The organism is Xanthomonas campestris pv. campestris str. ATCC 33913 (genome assembly GCF_000007145.1).
Classification (GTDB): Bacteria; Pseudomonadota; Gammaproteobacteria; order Xanthomonadales; family Xanthomonadaceae; genus Xanthomonas; species Xanthomonas campestris.
The window spans coordinates 1,299,763-1,315,072 of the sequence record NC_003902.1 but is presented as its reverse complement, the minus strand read 5'-3'; the positions used below and the strand labels follow the sequence as shown (position 1 = coordinate 1,315,072).

The 15,310-nt window shown below is 67.2% G+C and carries 12 protein-coding genes, 2 pseudogenes and 1 riboswitch; of the genes and pseudogenes, 10 read left to right on the top strand and 4 right to left on the bottom strand.

Translation table 11 applies throughout. From position 1 onward, the window contains the following. The first annotated feature begins 3 nt into the window (after positions 1-3). From minC to XCC_RS05825, 4 genes are all read left to right on the top strand, one after another. Positions 4-753: a septum site-determining protein MinC gene (gene minC, locus XCC_RS05840; RefSeq protein ID WP_011036325.1), complete on the top strand. Its 750-nt coding sequence runs from the start codon at positions 4-6 to the stop codon at positions 751-753. Positions 754-789: 36 nt separating this feature from the next. Next, positions 790-1,599 carry a septum site-determining protein MinD gene (minD, locus tag XCC_RS05835; protein ID WP_011036324.1) on the top strand — a complete coding sequence of 270 codons (810 nt, stop codon included), beginning with the start codon at positions 790-792 and terminating at the stop codon, positions 1,597-1,599. A 2-nt stretch (positions 1,600-1,601) separates the two neighbouring features. Then, positions 1,602-1,859, top strand: a complete 258-nt coding sequence (gene minE, locus XCC_RS05830) for a cell division topological specificity factor MinE (protein ID WP_011036323.1) — start codon at positions 1,602-1,604, stop codon at positions 1,857-1,859. Positions 1,860-1,952: 93 nt separating this feature from the next. Then, on the top strand, positions 1,953-2,444 hold the full coding sequence (locus XCC_RS05825; RefSeq protein WP_029629015.1) for a hypothetical protein: 492 nt from the start codon (positions 1,953-1,955) through the stop codon (positions 2,442-2,444). A 33-nt stretch (positions 2,445-2,477) separates the two neighbouring features. Here the strand turns inward: XCC_RS05825 and XCC_RS05820 are convergent, their stop codons facing one another. Both XCC_RS05820 and XCC_RS05815 read right to left on the bottom strand, forming a co-directional pair. Continuing rightward, positions 2,478-3,761 (bottom strand): sensor histidine kinase, encoded by a 1,284-nt coding sequence (locus XCC_RS05820; protein WP_011036321.1) that lies wholly within the window; start codon positions 3,759-3,761, stop codon positions 2,478-2,480. Further along, on the bottom strand, positions 3,754-4,473 hold the full coding sequence (locus XCC_RS05815) for a response regulator transcription factor (protein ID WP_011036320.1): 720 nt from the start codon (positions 4,471-4,473) through the stop codon (positions 3,754-3,756). Before XCC_RS05815 ends, XCC_RS05820 begins: the two co-directional genes overlap by 8 nt. Before the next feature lie 103 nt (positions 4,474-4,576). Here XCC_RS05815 and XCC_RS05810 point away from each other — a divergent pair, with 103 nt between their 5' ends. The 6 genes and pseudogenes from XCC_RS05810 to XCC_RS05785 form a co-directional block, all read left to right on the top strand. Then, the gene (locus XCC_RS05810) at positions 4,577-6,343 is read left to right on the top strand and encodes an ArnT family glycosyltransferase (protein WP_043877813.1); all 1,767 of its coding nucleotides are present in this window, start codon (positions 4,577-4,579) and stop codon (positions 6,341-6,343) included. A 100-nt stretch (positions 6,344-6,443) separates the two neighbouring features. After that, positions 6,444-7,214 (top strand): phosphatase PAP2 family protein, encoded by a 771-nt coding sequence (locus XCC_RS05805; protein WP_011036318.1) that lies wholly within the window; start codon positions 6,444-6,446, stop codon positions 7,212-7,214. Further along, positions 7,211-8,866 carry a phosphoethanolamine transferase gene (locus XCC_RS05800; RefSeq protein WP_011036317.1) on the top strand — a complete coding sequence of 552 codons (1,656 nt, stop codon included), beginning with the start codon at positions 7,211-7,213 and terminating at the stop codon, positions 8,864-8,866. The genes XCC_RS05805 and XCC_RS05800 overlap by 4 nt, the downstream gene beginning before the upstream one ends. A gap of 118 nt (positions 8,867-8,984) precedes the next feature. Further along, entirely contained in the window at positions 8,985-11,003 is a 2,019-nt protein-coding gene (locus XCC_RS05795) for a M2 family metallopeptidase (RefSeq protein ID WP_011036316.1), read from the top strand. Between the two features lie 129 nt (positions 11,004-11,132). Then, complete coding sequence (locus XCC_RS05790; protein WP_019237885.1) at positions 11,133-13,064, top strand: XVIPCD domain-containing protein; 1,932 nt, start codon at positions 11,133-11,135, stop codon at positions 13,062-13,064. A gap of 101 nt (positions 13,065-13,165) precedes the next feature. Further along, positions 13,166-13,283 (top strand): annotated as a pseudogene (locus tag XCC_RS05785) (MFS transporter); the annotation flags it as partial. Here the strand turns inward: XCC_RS05785 and XCC_RS05780 are convergent. Then, a pseudogene (locus XCC_RS05780) lies at positions 13,265-13,633 on the bottom strand (hypothetical protein); the annotation flags it as partial. The pseudogenes XCC_RS05785 and XCC_RS05780 sit on opposite strands and share 19 nt — an antisense overlap. Positions 13,634-13,649: 16 nt before the next feature. Continuing rightward, on the bottom strand, positions 13,650-14,903 hold the full coding sequence (locus XCC_RS05775; RefSeq protein ID WP_011036313.1) for a multidrug effflux MFS transporter: 1,254 nt from the start codon (positions 14,901-14,903) through the stop codon (positions 13,650-13,652). Positions 14,904-15,172: 269 nt separating this feature from the next. After that, a riboswitch (glycine riboswitch) is annotated at positions 15,173-15,287 on the top strand. Positions 15,288-15,310: the final 23 nt, after the last annotated feature.

Genomic DNA, 15,310 nt, shown 5'->3' with positions numbered 1-15,310 from the left:
GGCGTGTCGAGTGTGAATGTGGATTTTGAACAGGCCGGCGAACTGAAGATCGGCCAGGTGGGCATTGCCAACCTGCGCATCCGCACCCTGGATGTGCCGCGCCTGGTGCGCGAGATGCAGGACCGGGTGACCCGCGCGCCGAAGCTGTTCGGCCGCGCGGCGGTGATCCTGGACTTCGGCGGCCTGGCACAGGCCCCGGACCTGGCCACCGCCAAGGCCTTGCTCGATGGCTTGCGCAGCGCTGGCGTGTTGCCGGTGGCCCTGGCCTATGGCACCAGCGAGATCGACCTGCTCTCGCAGCAGCTCGGCATCCCGTTGCTGGCCAAGTTCCGCGCCCAGTACGAAACCGCCGCGGTCAGCCCACCGCCGCCTCCCCCGCCACCGCCTGCACGCGCCGAACCGGCCGCCCCCGTGGCGCGGCCGGCGCCGGGCCGCATGCAACGCAACGCGGTGCGCTCGGGCCAGCAGCTGTACGCGGAGAACTGCGACCTGACCGTACTCAGTACGGTGGGTGCCGGCGCCGAGGTCATCGCCGACGGCAGCATCCATATCTACGGTACCCTGCGTGGCCGCGCGTTGGCCGGCGCCCAGGGCAACCCTGACGCGCGCATCTTCTGCCGCGACTTCCACGCCGAACTGGTCGCCATCGCTGGCCACTACAAGGTGCTGGACGATGTTCCCATGGACCTGCGTGGCAAGGCCGTCCAGGTCTGGCTGGAGCAGGATCAGATCAAGATCGCTGCGCTGGATTGACGCAGCCCAACCACAGAAATATTTCGGAGAAATCCTTTGGCTGAAATCATCGTAGTCACCTCCGGCAAGGGCGGCGTTGGCAAGACCACCACCAGCGCGAGCCTGGCCTGCGGGCTGGCACGGCGCGGCAAGAAGGTCGCCGTCATCGACTTCGACGTCGGTCTGCGCAACCTGGACCTGATCATGGGCTGCGAGCGGCGCGTGGTGTACGACTTCGTCAACGTCGTGCATGGCGAAGCCACGCTCAAGCAGTCGCTGATCAAGGACAAGCGCTTCGACAACCTGTACGTGCTGGCTGCCTCGCAGACCCGCGACAAGGACGCGCTGACCCAGGAAGGCGTGGAGAAGGTGCTCAAGGACCTGGCCGCCGACGGCTTCGAATACATCGTCTGCGATTCGCCGGCGGGTATCGAGAAAGGCGCGTTCCTGGCGATGTATTTCGCCGACCGCGCGGTGGTGGTGGTGAATCCGGAAGTGTCTTCGGTGCGCGACTCCGACCGCATCATCGGCCTGCTCGATTCCAAGACCCGCAAGGCCGAGGAAGGCAAGAACGTGCCGGCCTTCCTGCTGCTGACCCGCTACAGCCCGGGCCGCGTGGAAGGCGGCGAGATGCTCAGCATCACCGACGTGGAAGAAGTGCTGGGGCTCAAGGCCATCGGCGTGATTCCCGAATCCGGCGACGTGCTCAATGCCTCCAACAAGGGCGAGCCGGTGATCCTGGATGGCGAGTCCCCGGCAGGCCAGGCGTATGACGACGCAGTCGCCCGCATCATGGGCGAAGAGCGCCCGATGCGATTCATTTCCGTGGAGAAGAAAGGCTTCTTCAGCAAGCTGTTCGGAGGGTAAGCATGGGCCTGCTCGATTTTCTCAAGAGCAAGAAGAACACCGCCGAGACGGCCAAGAACCGTTTGCAGATCATCATCGCGCAGGAACGTAACCATCGCGGTGGGCCGGATTATCTGCCGCTGATGCAGCGCGAACTGCTGGAAGTGATCAAGAAGTACGTCAACATCGATGCCGATGCGGTACGGGTGGATCTGGTCAAGGATGGCGAGCACGATGTGCTCGACATCACCGTCGCCCTGCCGGAAGACGGCGACAAGTAAGCTGCACGGCACCGTGTGCGCACGGTGCCGTGTTGTTGTGGTCCACCCGCCTCCGCGCCCTGCGGCGGCCTGCATCTACCGCGAGCCCTGCGCGTGAGCACCTCCCCCTCTTCCCTGCCTGCCGCCGATGCCGTGTTGTGCGTGGGCGATATCGGCCTGGACGCGCCTGCCGCCCTGCTGGCCCGGTACGGATTGCGTCTGCAGCATGTGGACGCGGATGCGCCGATTCCCGGCAGTTTCTGGGGGGAGCCGGAAGCGGGCATCATCGGTTGCGATGTGTATGTGCGCGACGACACGCCGGTGCATTCGATGCTGCACGAGGCCGGGCACCTGATCGTGCTGCCGCCGGACAAGCGCGCCGCCGTGCATACCGATGCCACCGATTCGGTGGATGAAGAAGACGCCACCTGTTATCTGCAGATCCTGCTGGCGGCGCAGTTGCCCGGCGTGGGCAGCGCGCGCCTGATGGCCGACATGGACAGCTGGGGCTACACCTACCGGCTGGGATCGACCCGCGCCTGGTTCGAGCAGGATGCGGAGAATGCGCGCAGCTGGCTGCTTGCGCGCGGCCTGTTGCCGGTGTAATGGGTGTGCCGCGTTTGAACGCGGCGGTGTGCGCTAGGTCAGGGTCGCGCCACTGAGATCCAGCGTGGCCACCGTGCCCTGCCCCGCACTGGAATCCAGGCGCAGGTGCCAGCCCAGGTGCTCGCAGAGGCGACCGATCAATTCCAGGCCGATGCCGTTGCCCTGACGCGCGTTGCCGCGTGCCAGCCGCGCATAGATCGCACTGATTTCTTCCGGGGTCATGCCGTGGCCGGGGTCGGTGATCTGCACCACGCCCGGTGACGCCAGCGCGATATGGATGATGCCGCGATCGCTGTTCTCGATCGCGTTGCGCAACAGGTTGCCGATGGCCGTCTGCACGATCGCCACCGGCGCCACCAGGCTGCACGGTGGCAGCGGTGCGACCTGCAGTTGCAGGTCCTTGTCGGCGCACAGGTGCGCATGGTCGGCCACGATCTCCGGCAGCAATTGATCCAGGCGCAGCGTGTCGCTGCTGCGCACCAGCCGGCCCGGGTCCTTGGCCAGCACCAGCAACAAGGTGATCAGCTGTTCCACCGCGCCGCTGGTCTGCGCGATGCGTTGCAGTTGATGGCGCACCACGGCCGGCGTGTCCGGTTGCTCCAGCGCCAGCTCGGCGGCGTTGCCGATCACCGCGATCGGCGTGCGCAGTTCGTGGCTGGCGCTGTCGATGAAGGCGCGCTCGCGCTCGACGAACTGGCCGTTGCGTTCGAGATAGTCATTGAGGGCATCGGCGATCACGTACAGCTCGGTGCTGCCTTGCGGGCCCACCGCGATACGCTGGTCGCGCCGCTCCGGTCGCAATGCGCCGATATCGCGCGCAAGATCCACCAGCGGACGCACCAGCCGCGCCATCGCATAGGTGCCCATCAGCACGGTGATGGTGATCAAGGCGATGCCGGCGGCCAGCATCCAGCGGGTGAGGAAGTGTTCCAGCGCTTCGAAGTCGGTGATGTCCAGCACCAGCGCCAGGCGGCCGGCATGCGTGGTGTCGCGCACCATCACCGCGCTCTGGCGGCCGGCGATCTCCAGGTCGTCGTGCAGGCCGGGATGCAAGCTGCGCAGCGCCGGCGGCACCTGCGCGCTGCCGTCCACGCGAAACAACCGCAAGGTGTCCGAATCCTGCCAGCGATAGCCCGGATCCTGCGCGCTGCGGTCCAGGATGCTGTCCAGTTCCGAATTGAGCAGCGAGCGCCACACGCCATGCTCGGCGCGTTCGTGCAGGTACTGCGCGGTGCCGAACACCGCCAGCACCATCAGGAAGGTGTAGCCGAACAGCCAGACCAGCACGCGCCGGCCCAGCGGGCGATGCTTAGCCATCGGTGCACTCGATGGCAGTGGCGGCGTCATCGGCGGCTTCCAGCGCGGCCACCCGGTAGCCCAGCCGCGGCAAGGTGTGGATGAGCTTTTGCGCGAACGGGCCATCCACGCTGCGGCGCAGTTCGTAGATGTGGGAGCGCAGCATGTCGCCATCGGGCGGATCGTCGCCCCATAGCGCCTGTTCCAGACGCTGGCGGGTGACCACGGCGGGGCTGGCCTGCATCAGGATCTCCAGCAACTTGCGGCAGGCCGGGTACAAATGCAGCGCCTGGCCGGCGCGGGTGGCGTCCAGCGTGGCCAGGTCCAATCGCAGGTCGGCCACCTGCAGCAGCTTGCCGCGGCGGCGCCCCTGCGCGCGTGCCAGCAGCGCTTCCAGACGCACTTCGAGCTCGGGCAGGGCGAAGGGTTTGGTCAGATAGTCGTCGGCGCCGGCGCGGAACCCGGCGATCTTGTCGGGCAGTTCGTCGCGCGCGGTGAGCATGATCACCGGCAGCTCGGACTGGTGCTGCTCGCGCAGCCGGCGCAGCACTTCCGGCCCGTCCATGCGCGGCATCATCCAGTCCAGCACCAGCGCGTCGTAGTGCTGGGTGGTGGCCAGATGCAAGCCGGTGATGCCATCGGGCGCCGCGTCCAGGGTATGCCCGCGCGCTTCGAAATAGTCGAACAGGTTGGCGACCATGTTGCGGTTGTCTTCGATGACCAGCAGGCGCATGGCGGTCTCCGGGGCGTCCGCGGCACGGACAAGTGTGCGCATCCTAGCCGAGCCACGGCGGCGGCGGCGATCGGGTGCATTCCGACATCCTTCTGACACGCGCATGGGCATCGTCCTGCACCGTTTCGACCAAGGCGCCCGTGTGCCGTCTGCCGTTTCCGCCGCGCTGTCGCGCAAACCCGCCCTGGCTGCCGCGCTGGCGTTGATCGTCATTGCGCTGCTGGCCGGGCTGGGCCTGCGCCAACCCAACCCGCCGGACGAACCACGCTTCGTGCTGGCCGCGCGCACCATGGTGGAGACCGGGCAGTGGTTGCTCCCGCACCGGGGCAGCGAGTTGTATGCGGAAAAACCGCCGGTGTTCATGTGGTTGCAGGCGGCCAGCTACGAACTTGTGCCGCACTGGCCGATCGCCTTCCTGCTGCCATCGTTGCTGGCCGCATTGCTCACGCTGTGGCTGACCTGGGACCTGAGCCGGCGGCTCTGGAACCGACGTGTCGCGCGTTACGCGGTGCTGTCGCTGTTCACCGTGCTGCAGTTCGGGCTGATGGCCAAGCGTGCGCAGATCGACATGGTGCTGGTGGCGCTGACCACGCTGTCGCTGTGGGGGTTACTGCGTCATCTGCTGCGCGGGCCGGACTGGCGCGCCTGGGTGATCGGGCTCTGTGCTGCTGGCGTGGGCACGGTGACCAAGGGCGTGGGGTTTCTGCCGCTGCTGGTGCTGCTGCCGTGGATGGCGCTGCCACGCCGTCACCCCAGCGTGCTGCCGGCGCGGGCACTGGCCGGGCGCAGCTGGCTGCTGGTGCTGCCGGCGTTTGTGGCCGGCACCGCGCTGTGGCTGGGGCCGCTGGGCATCGCCCTGCTGCACAGCCCCGACCCGGCGTTGCATGCCTACGCGCACGAGTTGTTGTTCAAGCAAACCGGCACGCGTTATGCGCACGCTTGGCATCACGTCAAACCGTTCTGGTACTACCTGCAGGTGATCGCCACGCTGTGGTTGCCGGGCTGCCTGCTGCTGCCGTGGCTGGTGCCGGCGTGGTGGCGCCGGCTGCGCCGCGGCGACCCACGCCTGCTGTTGCTGCTGGCGTGGAGCCTGCTGGTGCTGGTGTTCTTCAGTGCCAGCCCGGGCAAGCGCGAGGTCTACATCTTCCCGATGCTGCCGGCGCTGTGCATCGCCGCCGCCCCGCTGCTGCCTGGCCTGTTGCGACGCCGTGGCGTGCAGCGGCTGCTGCTTGGCTATGTGCTGTTGCTGGGCGTGGCGGCGCTGGCACTGGGCGGCGGTATCGGCCTGCACCTGCACTGGGCCGAACGCAGCGCGCTGCAACGTGGCATCGCGTTGGCATCGCTGCAGACCATGAGCGTGTGGCTGATAGGTCTGGGGCTTGTCGCGCTCGGACTGGTGGCCTGGGCACGCGGCAGGCGCGCCGGCAGCGCGCTGGTCGCCGCCACCGCGGCGTTGTGGACGGTCACCGGCCTGGGCGTGATGCCGGCATTGGACCCCTATAGTTCATCTGCGGCGCTGATGCAGCGCGTGGGCGAGCGCATCGGCCCGCACGCCGAGCTGGGCATGCTGGCGTGGAAGGAACAGAACCTGTTGCAGGCCGACCGACCGGTCACCGACTTCGGCTTCAAGGCGAGTTGGCAGGCGCAGTGGGCGCAGGCCGGCCCGTGGTTGGCGCAGGCGCCGCAGCGGCGCTGGTTGTTCGTGCTCAAGCAGGCGGTACCGGCCTGCGTGGCGCGCGCGCAGGTGGTGGAGATCGGCGAATCGAATCGCAACCAGTGGCAATTGGTGCCGGGCACGGCATGGCACGCGGGGTGCAACGCTGCAGGCTCCGCCGCGGAAGGCGCAGATGCCGACACCGACACAGACTGAACCAACACAGTGCGCTTAACGCCGGTCCAACCCGGGTCCGACCGCTTTCCGACACGCCGCTTTCGAAGATGCCCGCCATTGCAATGGTCCGGATCTTTCGATGACAACGCTCCCCCTTCATGCGCCTGCGCTGACACGCACCGCCACCAGCTGGCAAACCCGCTTTCTGCTGGCGCACCTGTGGCTGCCGCTGGCGGCGTTGCTGGCGATCAGCGCGCTGCTGATGCTCGGCGGCGGCGACCAGTGGGTGGCCGACGCGCTGTATCGGCTGGAAGGTGGGCACTGGCTGTTGAAGGAACAGTGGTTCACCAGCCAGCTGGTGCACCGCGGCGGCAAGTGGCTGAGCACGGTTGCAGCCGTGGTGGTGCTGGGCATGGCGGTGTTGGCATGGTCGCGGGCGCGTCCGGGCGCACGCGCCTTGCGTTGGCCGCTGACCTACCTGGCGGCGTCGGTGGCGCTGTCCACCACGCTGGTGTCGCTGCTGAAGTCGTGGACGGCAATGGACTGCCCGTGGGATCTGAGCCGCTATGGCGGCACACATCCGTTGATCGGCTTGTTCGCCTCGCGGCACGGCCTGCATGCCTCCGGTTGCTTTCCGGCCGGCCATGCCAGCGCCGGCTATGCATGGGTGGCGCTGTACTTCTGCGCACTGGCGCTGCGCCCGGCCTGGCGCTGGCCGGCGCTGTTGACCGGGCTGGCCGCAGGGGCGGTGTTCGGCATATCGCAGCAGTTGCGCGGCGCGCATTTCCTCTCGCACGACCTGTGGTCGCTGGGCGTGTGCTGGTTGACCGCGCTGGGTCTGTATTGGCTGCTGCTGGCGCCGCCGCGGCAACCGCTGCGCATGCTGGTGCTGACGGGAGGTGAGCAATGAGCACCTTGCTGCCGCATCCGCGTTGGCGCACGCGCCTGCACGCGCTGAGCTGGAGCACGCGCCCCACTGTCTCTACCGAGATGCTGGTGTTGCTGAGCAGCCTGTTCTTCGCCCTGGTCTGCAACCAGGTGTTCTGGCGCACCGCCATGGCGACCCACCCGGGCAGCCTGGGCTTCGCCGCCTCGCTGATGGCCTTGCTGGTGGCGGTCAATGCGCTGGTGCTGGGGCTGCTGGTGTGGCGCTGGAATGCCAAGCCGCTGCTGACCGTGCTGCTGCTCACCACCGCCTTGGCCGCGCACTACATGGACAGCTACAACGTCTATCTGGACGCGGACATGCTGCGCAACGTGCTGCATACCGATCACAAGGAATCGCGCGAGTTGCTGACGCCAGGGTTGATCCTGCCGTTGCTGTGCTACTTCGCCATCCCGGCCACGTTGCTGTGGCGCGTGCGCGTAGGGACCCGCAGCTTGGGCAAGACCTGGGTGATGCGGGTCGGTTTTATGGCCGTGATGGCAGTGGGCGGAATGCTGGGCGCGCTGCTCTCGTTCCAGGACATCTCCGCGTTGATGCGTAACCACCGCGAAGTGCGCTATCTGGCCACGCCGATCAACTACCTGGTGGCACTCAAGCAGAACTTCAAATCCGATTCGCCGATCAAGCATGCGCCCAAGCAGCCGGTCGAGCATGATGCGATGGCCACGCCGCGCGCGGCCGGCAGCCGCCCGCGCCTGTTGCTGGTGGTGCTGGGCGAAACCGCACGTGCGCAGAACTGGGGCCTCAGCGGCTACGCGCGCCAGACCACGCCGGAGCTGGCGCAGGCCGGGGTGATCAACTTCCCGGACATGCATTCGTGCGGCACCAGTACCGAGGTCTCGGTGCCGTGCATGTTCTCGCCGTTCGGCCGGCGCGATTACAACGAAGACATGATCCGCGGCCATCAGTCGCTGCTGCATGTGCTCGAGCACGCCGGCATCTCCACGCTGTGGCGCGACAACCAGTCCGGCTGCAAGGGCGTATGCGACGGCTTGCAGATCGAACAACTGGACAACGCCACCACCCCGGGCCTGTGCGCCGATGGGCGCTGCATGGACGAGATCCTGCTCGGCGATCTGGCCGCGCAGGTGCGTGCCAGGCCAGGCGATCGCGTGGTGGTGCTGCACCAGTTGGGCAGCCACGGGCCGAGCTATTTCGAACGCTACCCGGCTGCGTTCGAACGCTTCAAACCGGTGTGCAAGACCGCCGACCTGGGCAGCTGCAGCCGCCAGCAGATCGTCAATGCCTACGACAATTCCATCACCTACACCGATCACTTCCTCGCCCAGGCCATCCACGCGCTGCGCGGAATGCCGGACTACGACACCGCGATGATCTACCTCTCCGACCACGGCGAATCGCTCGGCGAAAAAGGCCTGTATCTGCATGGCGTGCCGTATGCGATCGCGCCCAAGGAGCAGACCCACGTGCCGATGGTGATGTGGTTCTCGCCGGAGTTCGCCCGCGACCGTGGCCTGGACGAAGCCTGCCTGCGCCATCGCGCCGGCCAGTACACCGACCAGGACGCGCTGTTTCCGTCGGTGCTCGGCCTGCTGCAGGTCAAGACCAGTGCCTATGCCCGCGAGCGCGACGTGTTCGCCAGCTGCACCGGCTGAGCCCGGCGCCGCGTACGCTTGCCGATTCACCGGCGCCATGCAGCACGCATGGCGCTTTTACTTGCCCTGAACCCCGGCGCGCTCTAGCCTTCGCCGGACTTCACCGCAAGGACCACCCGTGAATCCTCGTCTGCTGTTGCTGGCGCTCGCCGTTGCCGCCGGTACGTTGTCGCTGTCGTCGTGCCGCCAGGATGCGGTGCCGACGCCCAAGCCCGCCACCACCAAAACCGCACCCAGCGAAAGCGCCGACCAGTTCGTGGCGCGCATCAGTGCCGAATACAAGGCGGCGTATCCGGAAATGACTGCCGCGCAGTGGCTGTCGTCGACCTACATCAACGGCGACTCGCAGTTGCTGGCGGCCAAGGCCAACGAGCGCGCGCTGAGCCAGCTGGATCGCTGGATCGACCAATCCAAGCAGTACGCCGGCACCCCGATGTCCGCCGACAGCGCGCGTGCGCTGCAATTACTCAAGCTGATGAGCGCCCTGCCCGCCCCGCGCGACCCGACCAAGCTGGCCGAACTCACGCGTATCGCCGCGAAGATGGAAGGCGACTACGGCGCGGGCAGCGCCTGCACCGGTGAAGGCGAGCAACGCCGTTGCCGCCAGCTGGGCGAGCTCGAACAAGTGCTGGCACGCAGCCGCGACTACGACGAACAACTGCAAGCCTGGCAAGGCTGGCACGCCACCGCGCAACCCATGCGCAAGGACTACCAGCGCTTTGTCGAGCTCGCCAATGACGGTGCACGCGGCATGGGCTTTGCCGATGTCGGTGCGATGTGGCGCAGCGGCTACGACATGCCGCCGGCGCAATTGGCCAGCGAAACCGACCGCCTTTGGGAACAGCTCAAACCGCTGTACACCCAGCTGCAATGCTACGCGCGCGGCAAGCTGGACACGCAGTACGGCAAGGACAAGGGCGAGGTGGCCGGCGGCATGCTGCCCGCGCACCTGATGGGCAACATGTGGCAGCAGGACTGGAGCAACCTGTGGGATCTGCTGCAGCCCTATCCCGGTGCGGGCGACCTGGACATCACCTCGGCGCTGGAAAAACAGTACCAGGGCAACCTGAGCGCCGTGCTGGCGCGCAACACCGGTGGCGATGGCGGCGCAGCTGCACGCTTCCTCGCCGAGCGCGACGCGCAACTGCGCACTGCCCAGCAGATGACCGAACGCGCGCAGGATTTCTACACGTCGCTGGGCATGCCGAAGTTGCCGGACACCTATTGGCAACGCTCGCAGTTCATCAAGCCACTGGACCGCGACGTGGTCTGCCACGCCAGCGCGTGGGACATGAACATGGGTGGCGAGCCGAACGCGGGCATCGGCCCGGACGTGCGCACCAAGATGTGCATCCGCCCCACCGAAGAAGACTTCACCACCATCTACCATGAGCTTGGCCACATCTATTACGACATGGCCTACAACCCGTTGCCGCCGCTGTTCCAGAACGGCGCCAACGACGGCTTCCACGAAGCCATCGGCGACACCATCGTGCTGGCGATGACCCCCAAGTACCTGCAGTCGATCGGCATGGTTGGCGAGCAGCAGAGCGGGCGCGAGGCATTGATCAATTCGCAGATGCGCATGGCGCTGAGCAAGGTGGCGTTTCTGCCGTTCGGGCTGATGATCGACCGCTGGCGCTGGGGCGTATTCGACGGCTCGATTCCCCCGGAACGCTACAACCAGGCCTGGTGGGAGTTGAAGGCCACCTACCAGGGCGTGGCACCGGTGAGCCCACGCGGCGAGGACTTCTTCGATGCCGGCGCCAAATACCACGTGCCCGGCAACACGCCCTACACCCGTTATTTTCTCGCGCACATCCTGCAATTCCAGTTCTACAAGGGCCTGTGCGATGCCGCCGGCCACCAGGGGCCGCTGTACGAATGCAGCTTCTACGGCAACAAGGAAGCCGGCCAGAAATTCTGGTCGATGTTGCAACGCGGCTCCAGCCAGCCCTGGCAGACCACGCTGAAGGAAGTGACCGGCAAGGACACGCTCGATGCCGGCCCGATGCTGGAATATTTCGCACCGATGCAGGAATGGCTCAAACAGCAGAACCAGGGCCAGATGTGCGGGTGGCAGGCCAAGGGGGCCACTGCAACGCCGCCGGCAACGCCGGCGCCTTCCGCGCGCTGATCCACGTGCGTGACGTCATGCGGTTGCCGGATCCCGGCAGCCGCATAACGACCTGTTGATAATCGCGAAAAACCTCGGCGATATACTTCGGCCCCCGCTGCGTCAGCGCAGCATGCAAGGAGCAATCCGATGAACCAGGCCTCCACTGGCCCGGGTCCGCACGATGCGGATCGCGATGCACAGATCATTGCAGACGCGCAGCAGGGCGCGTTTGATCCAACCTACGGCAGCACTGGCACCGAATTCGCGGCCAACGGGCCGGGTGGCCGCAGCCTGGGTCTCAACCCCGGCGAACAGTCGGTCAAGCACACGCAGAGCACGCAGCAGAGCAGCGGCAGTGCGACGCAGCCGCTGGGCGAAACCAGCCTGCGCAGCGCCAGCTCGCAGAGCCTGGGCGTGGTCAGCGATGCCGATGCAAAGACCACCACCTTCAGCCTGGAAGCAGACGCGCAGACCGGCTTGCAGCAAAGCCGACAGACCAAACTCGGCAGCGGCACGTTGAACCTGGAAGCCGGCGTGGCCGCCGGCCAGCGCATGCGCTACACGCTGACGCTGCCTGGCGCCGATCAATCACTGGACGCAGCCACGCAGGTGAACCCGCTACAACCGGAGAGCTTGCCGGTGGGCGCTCGTGCGGTGCTCGATAGCCAGGCCTTCGCACAGCGCGAGGTCAAGGCGGACCTGCAACAGGTTGCGATGCAGAGCAAGATCACCGAAGCCAGCGGCCGCAGTTATCTGATCGAACGCGTGGACGAGCGCCACGTGCGCGTGGCCACCGGCCCCAACGACGCCATCGAAGCGGCCAATGCGATCGGACTCAAGGCCGGCCCCGCGCAGGCCCTGGTTGGCCGCACCGACCGCCTTGGCACTTCACGTGTGCAGAGCGCGCAGTTCGACCTGGCCGATCCACGCGCCGTCGACGCCATGACGGCGTTCGCGCGCACGGGCGAGGTTGCGCCCGGCACGCCCGGCGTGGATCAGATCCAGACGCTGGAGCGGATCGGTTTCAGTTCGCAGCAGCGCATGCAGTTGCAACTGGGCCCGCTCGACGCCGATCTGGGGGGCACCCGCAATGAAGGTAGCCAGATCCGCATCAGCGAACCCGGCCAGGACGACTACGCCGTGCTGCAGCAGCTGAAATACGGCGATAACGTGCCACTGACAGTGCTGCGCCACTACGACGGCAACAATGTCGAACGCGTGCAGGAGCGCAGCTACCGTTTCGAAATCGACGGCGACGTTGCCACCCCTGGGCTGATGCAACGCCTGGGCGGCCGCAACGAGGCCAGCGAAGAAAAAGCCATGGCGCAATCGCTCAATAGCGCGATCAGCGGCGACATGGCGGGCACAGGCGCAATTCAAGCCGGGCAGAAAACCACGCTGGTGTTCAACGAGCAGCAGATGCAGGCGTTGCTGCAGCAGACCCAGACCGCCGCCACGGCCAACAAGATCGGCGCGAGCCCGTTGGCACTACTGGTCGGCAACGGCCAGGCATCCGACACCGAGCAATTCGCCATCGCGCTGGCGCGCAATGTGGGCGGGCAGCCTGCGGCCTTTGCCGAGCGCCTGCAACGCATCGCAGACGGCGCCGACGGCCAGTTCGACGGCCGGCTGCAACGCATCGACGCCGATGTGGCACCGCGCCCGGCGGCCGCAACCGCGGCAGTGCCTGATCCGCGCGACCCTGCGCATCCGGACCATGGGCTGCTGCAGCAATGCACCGCCGCCGTAGGGCGACTGGAAGGCGCGCATGGCCCCACGCCGGGCATGGACAGCGAGCGTCTGGCACTGGGATCGCTGGTGGCCGCGCGTGAGCATGGGCTACAGCGCGTCGACCACGTGCTGCTCGGGAACGACCCGGCCCGCGGCTTCGTGGTCCAGGGCGCGCTCGATTCACCGGCGCACCTGCGCGGCAGCTTCGACGCCAAGGCGGCGCAGGAAGCGCCGGTGGAAGCCAGCCTGCAGCGCTTGCAGGCATTGGGACCGTCGCCCGAGCGCGATGCTGCCGCATTGGAGCAGGCAACGCAGCAGGAGTCGGTGCGGCAGTCGCAGGCGCGTTGACTGCGTTAGCCGGTTCAGTGGCAGCGTCGTGGCCACGCCTGCGACGCTGCCTTTGCTGGATCGCAAGGGCAGCGATGTAGCGACCCTTCGGCAGTTGCTGGGCTGTCGTAGGAGCGGTGCTGCCGATCTTCCTGGCCGGGCTGGGCATGGCGCTGATCTTCCCGATCCTGGCGCTGGCGGTGCTGGACATGTACCCGCAGCAGCGCGGCCTGGCGTCGCTCGAATTCCATGCCGTCCGCAGCGGCCTCGGCGTGCGCGGCGTCCTTGAGGGCGTCCGAATAGGTCAGCCGCACGGGGGTGCCCTGGCGTTCGTGCAGTTCGGCCGCTCGCATGATCAGGGCCAGCACCTGCGCGGCGCTGGTGCTTTCGCCGGCGATGCGGCCATCCATGCCCAGCACCCACTCGCCGTCGCGGCGCACGATGCCGGCCAGCAGCGTGCGTTGCTGGTCGCGCAGTTCGGCATGCGGTTCGATCGGCGAGACCGGCGCGGGGTTGGCAGCGGCCTGGTTGCGCGCGCGCTCGGTGGCCCGCTTGCGGGCATCGCGGCGCAGCTTGGAATCGGTGGACATGCAGGCTCCTGTGGGGTCAAAGGTGGTCGGCCGGCTCCAGAGGCAGTGCCTCGGCAGCCTGGCGGCGCCGCAAGCGGCGGCCGCTGCGGCGCTCCCAGCGCCAGAATAGCCAGCCCAGCAAGAAAAAGCCGGTCATGCCGAACGCCAGATGCCGCGGGTGTTCACTCAGCAGCGGCGACAGCACCCCGGCCACCACGGTATTGGTCATCAGCTGGGTGAAGGCCTGCAGCGAGGACGCCAGGCCGCGCTGCTGCGGGTACATGTCCAGCACCGCCAGCGCCAGGATCGGGAAGATCAGCGCCATGCCCAGCCCGGCCAGGAAGATCGGCAGCACCGCCCACGGCAGGCTGATCTGCGCCACCGCCAGCGTATAGCCAAGGTTGACCAGCGCCGCCACACCGCAGTAGATGAAACCGATGCGCACCTGCCGCACCGGATCCATCCGCCCGGCCATGCGCCCGGACAGGAACGACCCCAGGGTCATGCCGCCAATGGTGGGAATGAACAACCAGGCGAAATCGCCCTCGCCCAGGTGCAGGTGGCGCATCACCAGCACCGGCGCCGAGGCGATGTACAAAAAGATGCCGGCGAAGTTGAACGCACCGGCCGCGGCCAGGCGCTGGAAACGTGGGTTGAAGCCGATCCGCACGTAGTCATGCAGCAGGCGGCGCAGCTGCAGCGGCGTGCGCGCCTCCACCGGGTGGGTTTCCGGCAGCCAGGTCACCGTGGCGATCAGCAGCACCAGCCCGAACACCGCCAGGAACCAGAAGATCAGCGGCCAGCCGGCGCCGCTGAGCAGGATCCAGCCGCCGATGATCGGCGCGATCGCCGGGGCGATGCCGAAGATCATCGACACCTGGCTCATCAGGCGCTGCGCGTCGTGGCCCTGGAACAGGTCGCGGATGACCGCGCGCCCCACGATCATGCCCACGCCGGCCGACAAGCCCTGCAGCGCGCGGAAGGCCAGCAGCGTCGGCAGATCGCGCGACAACGCGCAGCCAATGGTGCCGGCGATGAACAGCACCAACCCGCCCAGGATCACCCGCTTGCGGCCCCAGGCGTCGGAGAGCGGCCCGTGCGCGATGCTCATCAGCCCGTAGGCCAGCAGATACACGCTGATGGTCTGCTGGATCGCCACCTCGTCCACCGCCAGGCTGCGGCTGAGCTGGGAGAACGCCGGGAAGATGGTGTCGATGGAAAACGGGCCGAACATCGCCAGGCCGGCGAGCAGCAGCGCCATGCGACGGGTGGAGGGCGTGGTCGGGGTCATGCCGGGATCCGGAAAGCGGGTACAGCGGAGTGTGCACGTCAGGGGCCGCGTCGGCGGCGGGACTGGATGCACACAGGGCCGCAGATGATAGGTGTTCACCCCGGCAAGGTTAAGCAAACCCGAGCGCAGCGCCCCTGCCGCGGCAGCGTGGTGCGGCGCGCCGGCGGCTTGGGCGCAGGCTATAATCGGCAGGTAACACGGTGGGAGAAGCGGCACTGCCGCTGCCGAAGGCGCAACAGCCCGTAATCGCTCAGGCCCGATACCATCTTCAACACAACTCTGGAGAGACCGGTTCACTCCGGCGCCGAAGGGGCACGGAACGCAGGCAGGCCACAGGCCAGGCCGCGTTCTTAAACTCTCAGGCAAAAGGACAGAGGGGCGCGAGGAAGACCGCCAGTGCGGCAGGT

What these genes read in the sequence shown, in the direction of transcription:
- XCC_RS05820 (WP_011036321.1), bottom strand. Translation starts at nt 3,761, where the DNA reads ATGGCTAAGCATCGCCCGCTGGGCCGGCGCGTGCTGGTCTGGCTGTTC.
- XCC_RS05805 (WP_011036318.1), top strand. Translation starts at nt 6,444, where the DNA reads ATGACAACGCTCCCCCTTCATGCGCCTGCGCTGACACGCACCGCCACC.
- XCC_RS05810 (WP_043877813.1), top strand. Translation starts at nt 4,577, where the DNA reads ATGGGCATCGTCCTGCACCGTTTCGACCAAGGCGCCCGTGTGCCGTCT.
- XCC_RS05790 (WP_019237885.1), top strand. Translation starts at nt 11,133, where the DNA reads ATGAACCAGGCCTCCACTGGCCCGGGTCCGCACGATGCGGATCGCGAT.
- minE (WP_011036323.1), top strand. Translation starts at nt 1,602, where the DNA reads ATGGGCCTGCTCGATTTTCTCAAGAGCAAGAAGAACACCGCCGAGACG.
- XCC_RS05800 (WP_011036317.1), top strand. Translation starts at nt 7,211, where the DNA reads ATGAGCACCTTGCTGCCGCATCCGCGTTGGCGCACGCGCCTGCACGCG.
- XCC_RS05815 (WP_011036320.1), bottom strand. Translation starts at nt 4,473, where the DNA reads ATGCGCCTGCTGGTCATCGAAGACAACCGCAACATGGTCGCCAACCTG.
- XCC_RS05775 (WP_011036313.1), bottom strand. Translation starts at nt 14,903, where the DNA reads ATGACCCCGACCACGCCCTCCACCCGTCGCATGGCGCTGCTGCTCGCC.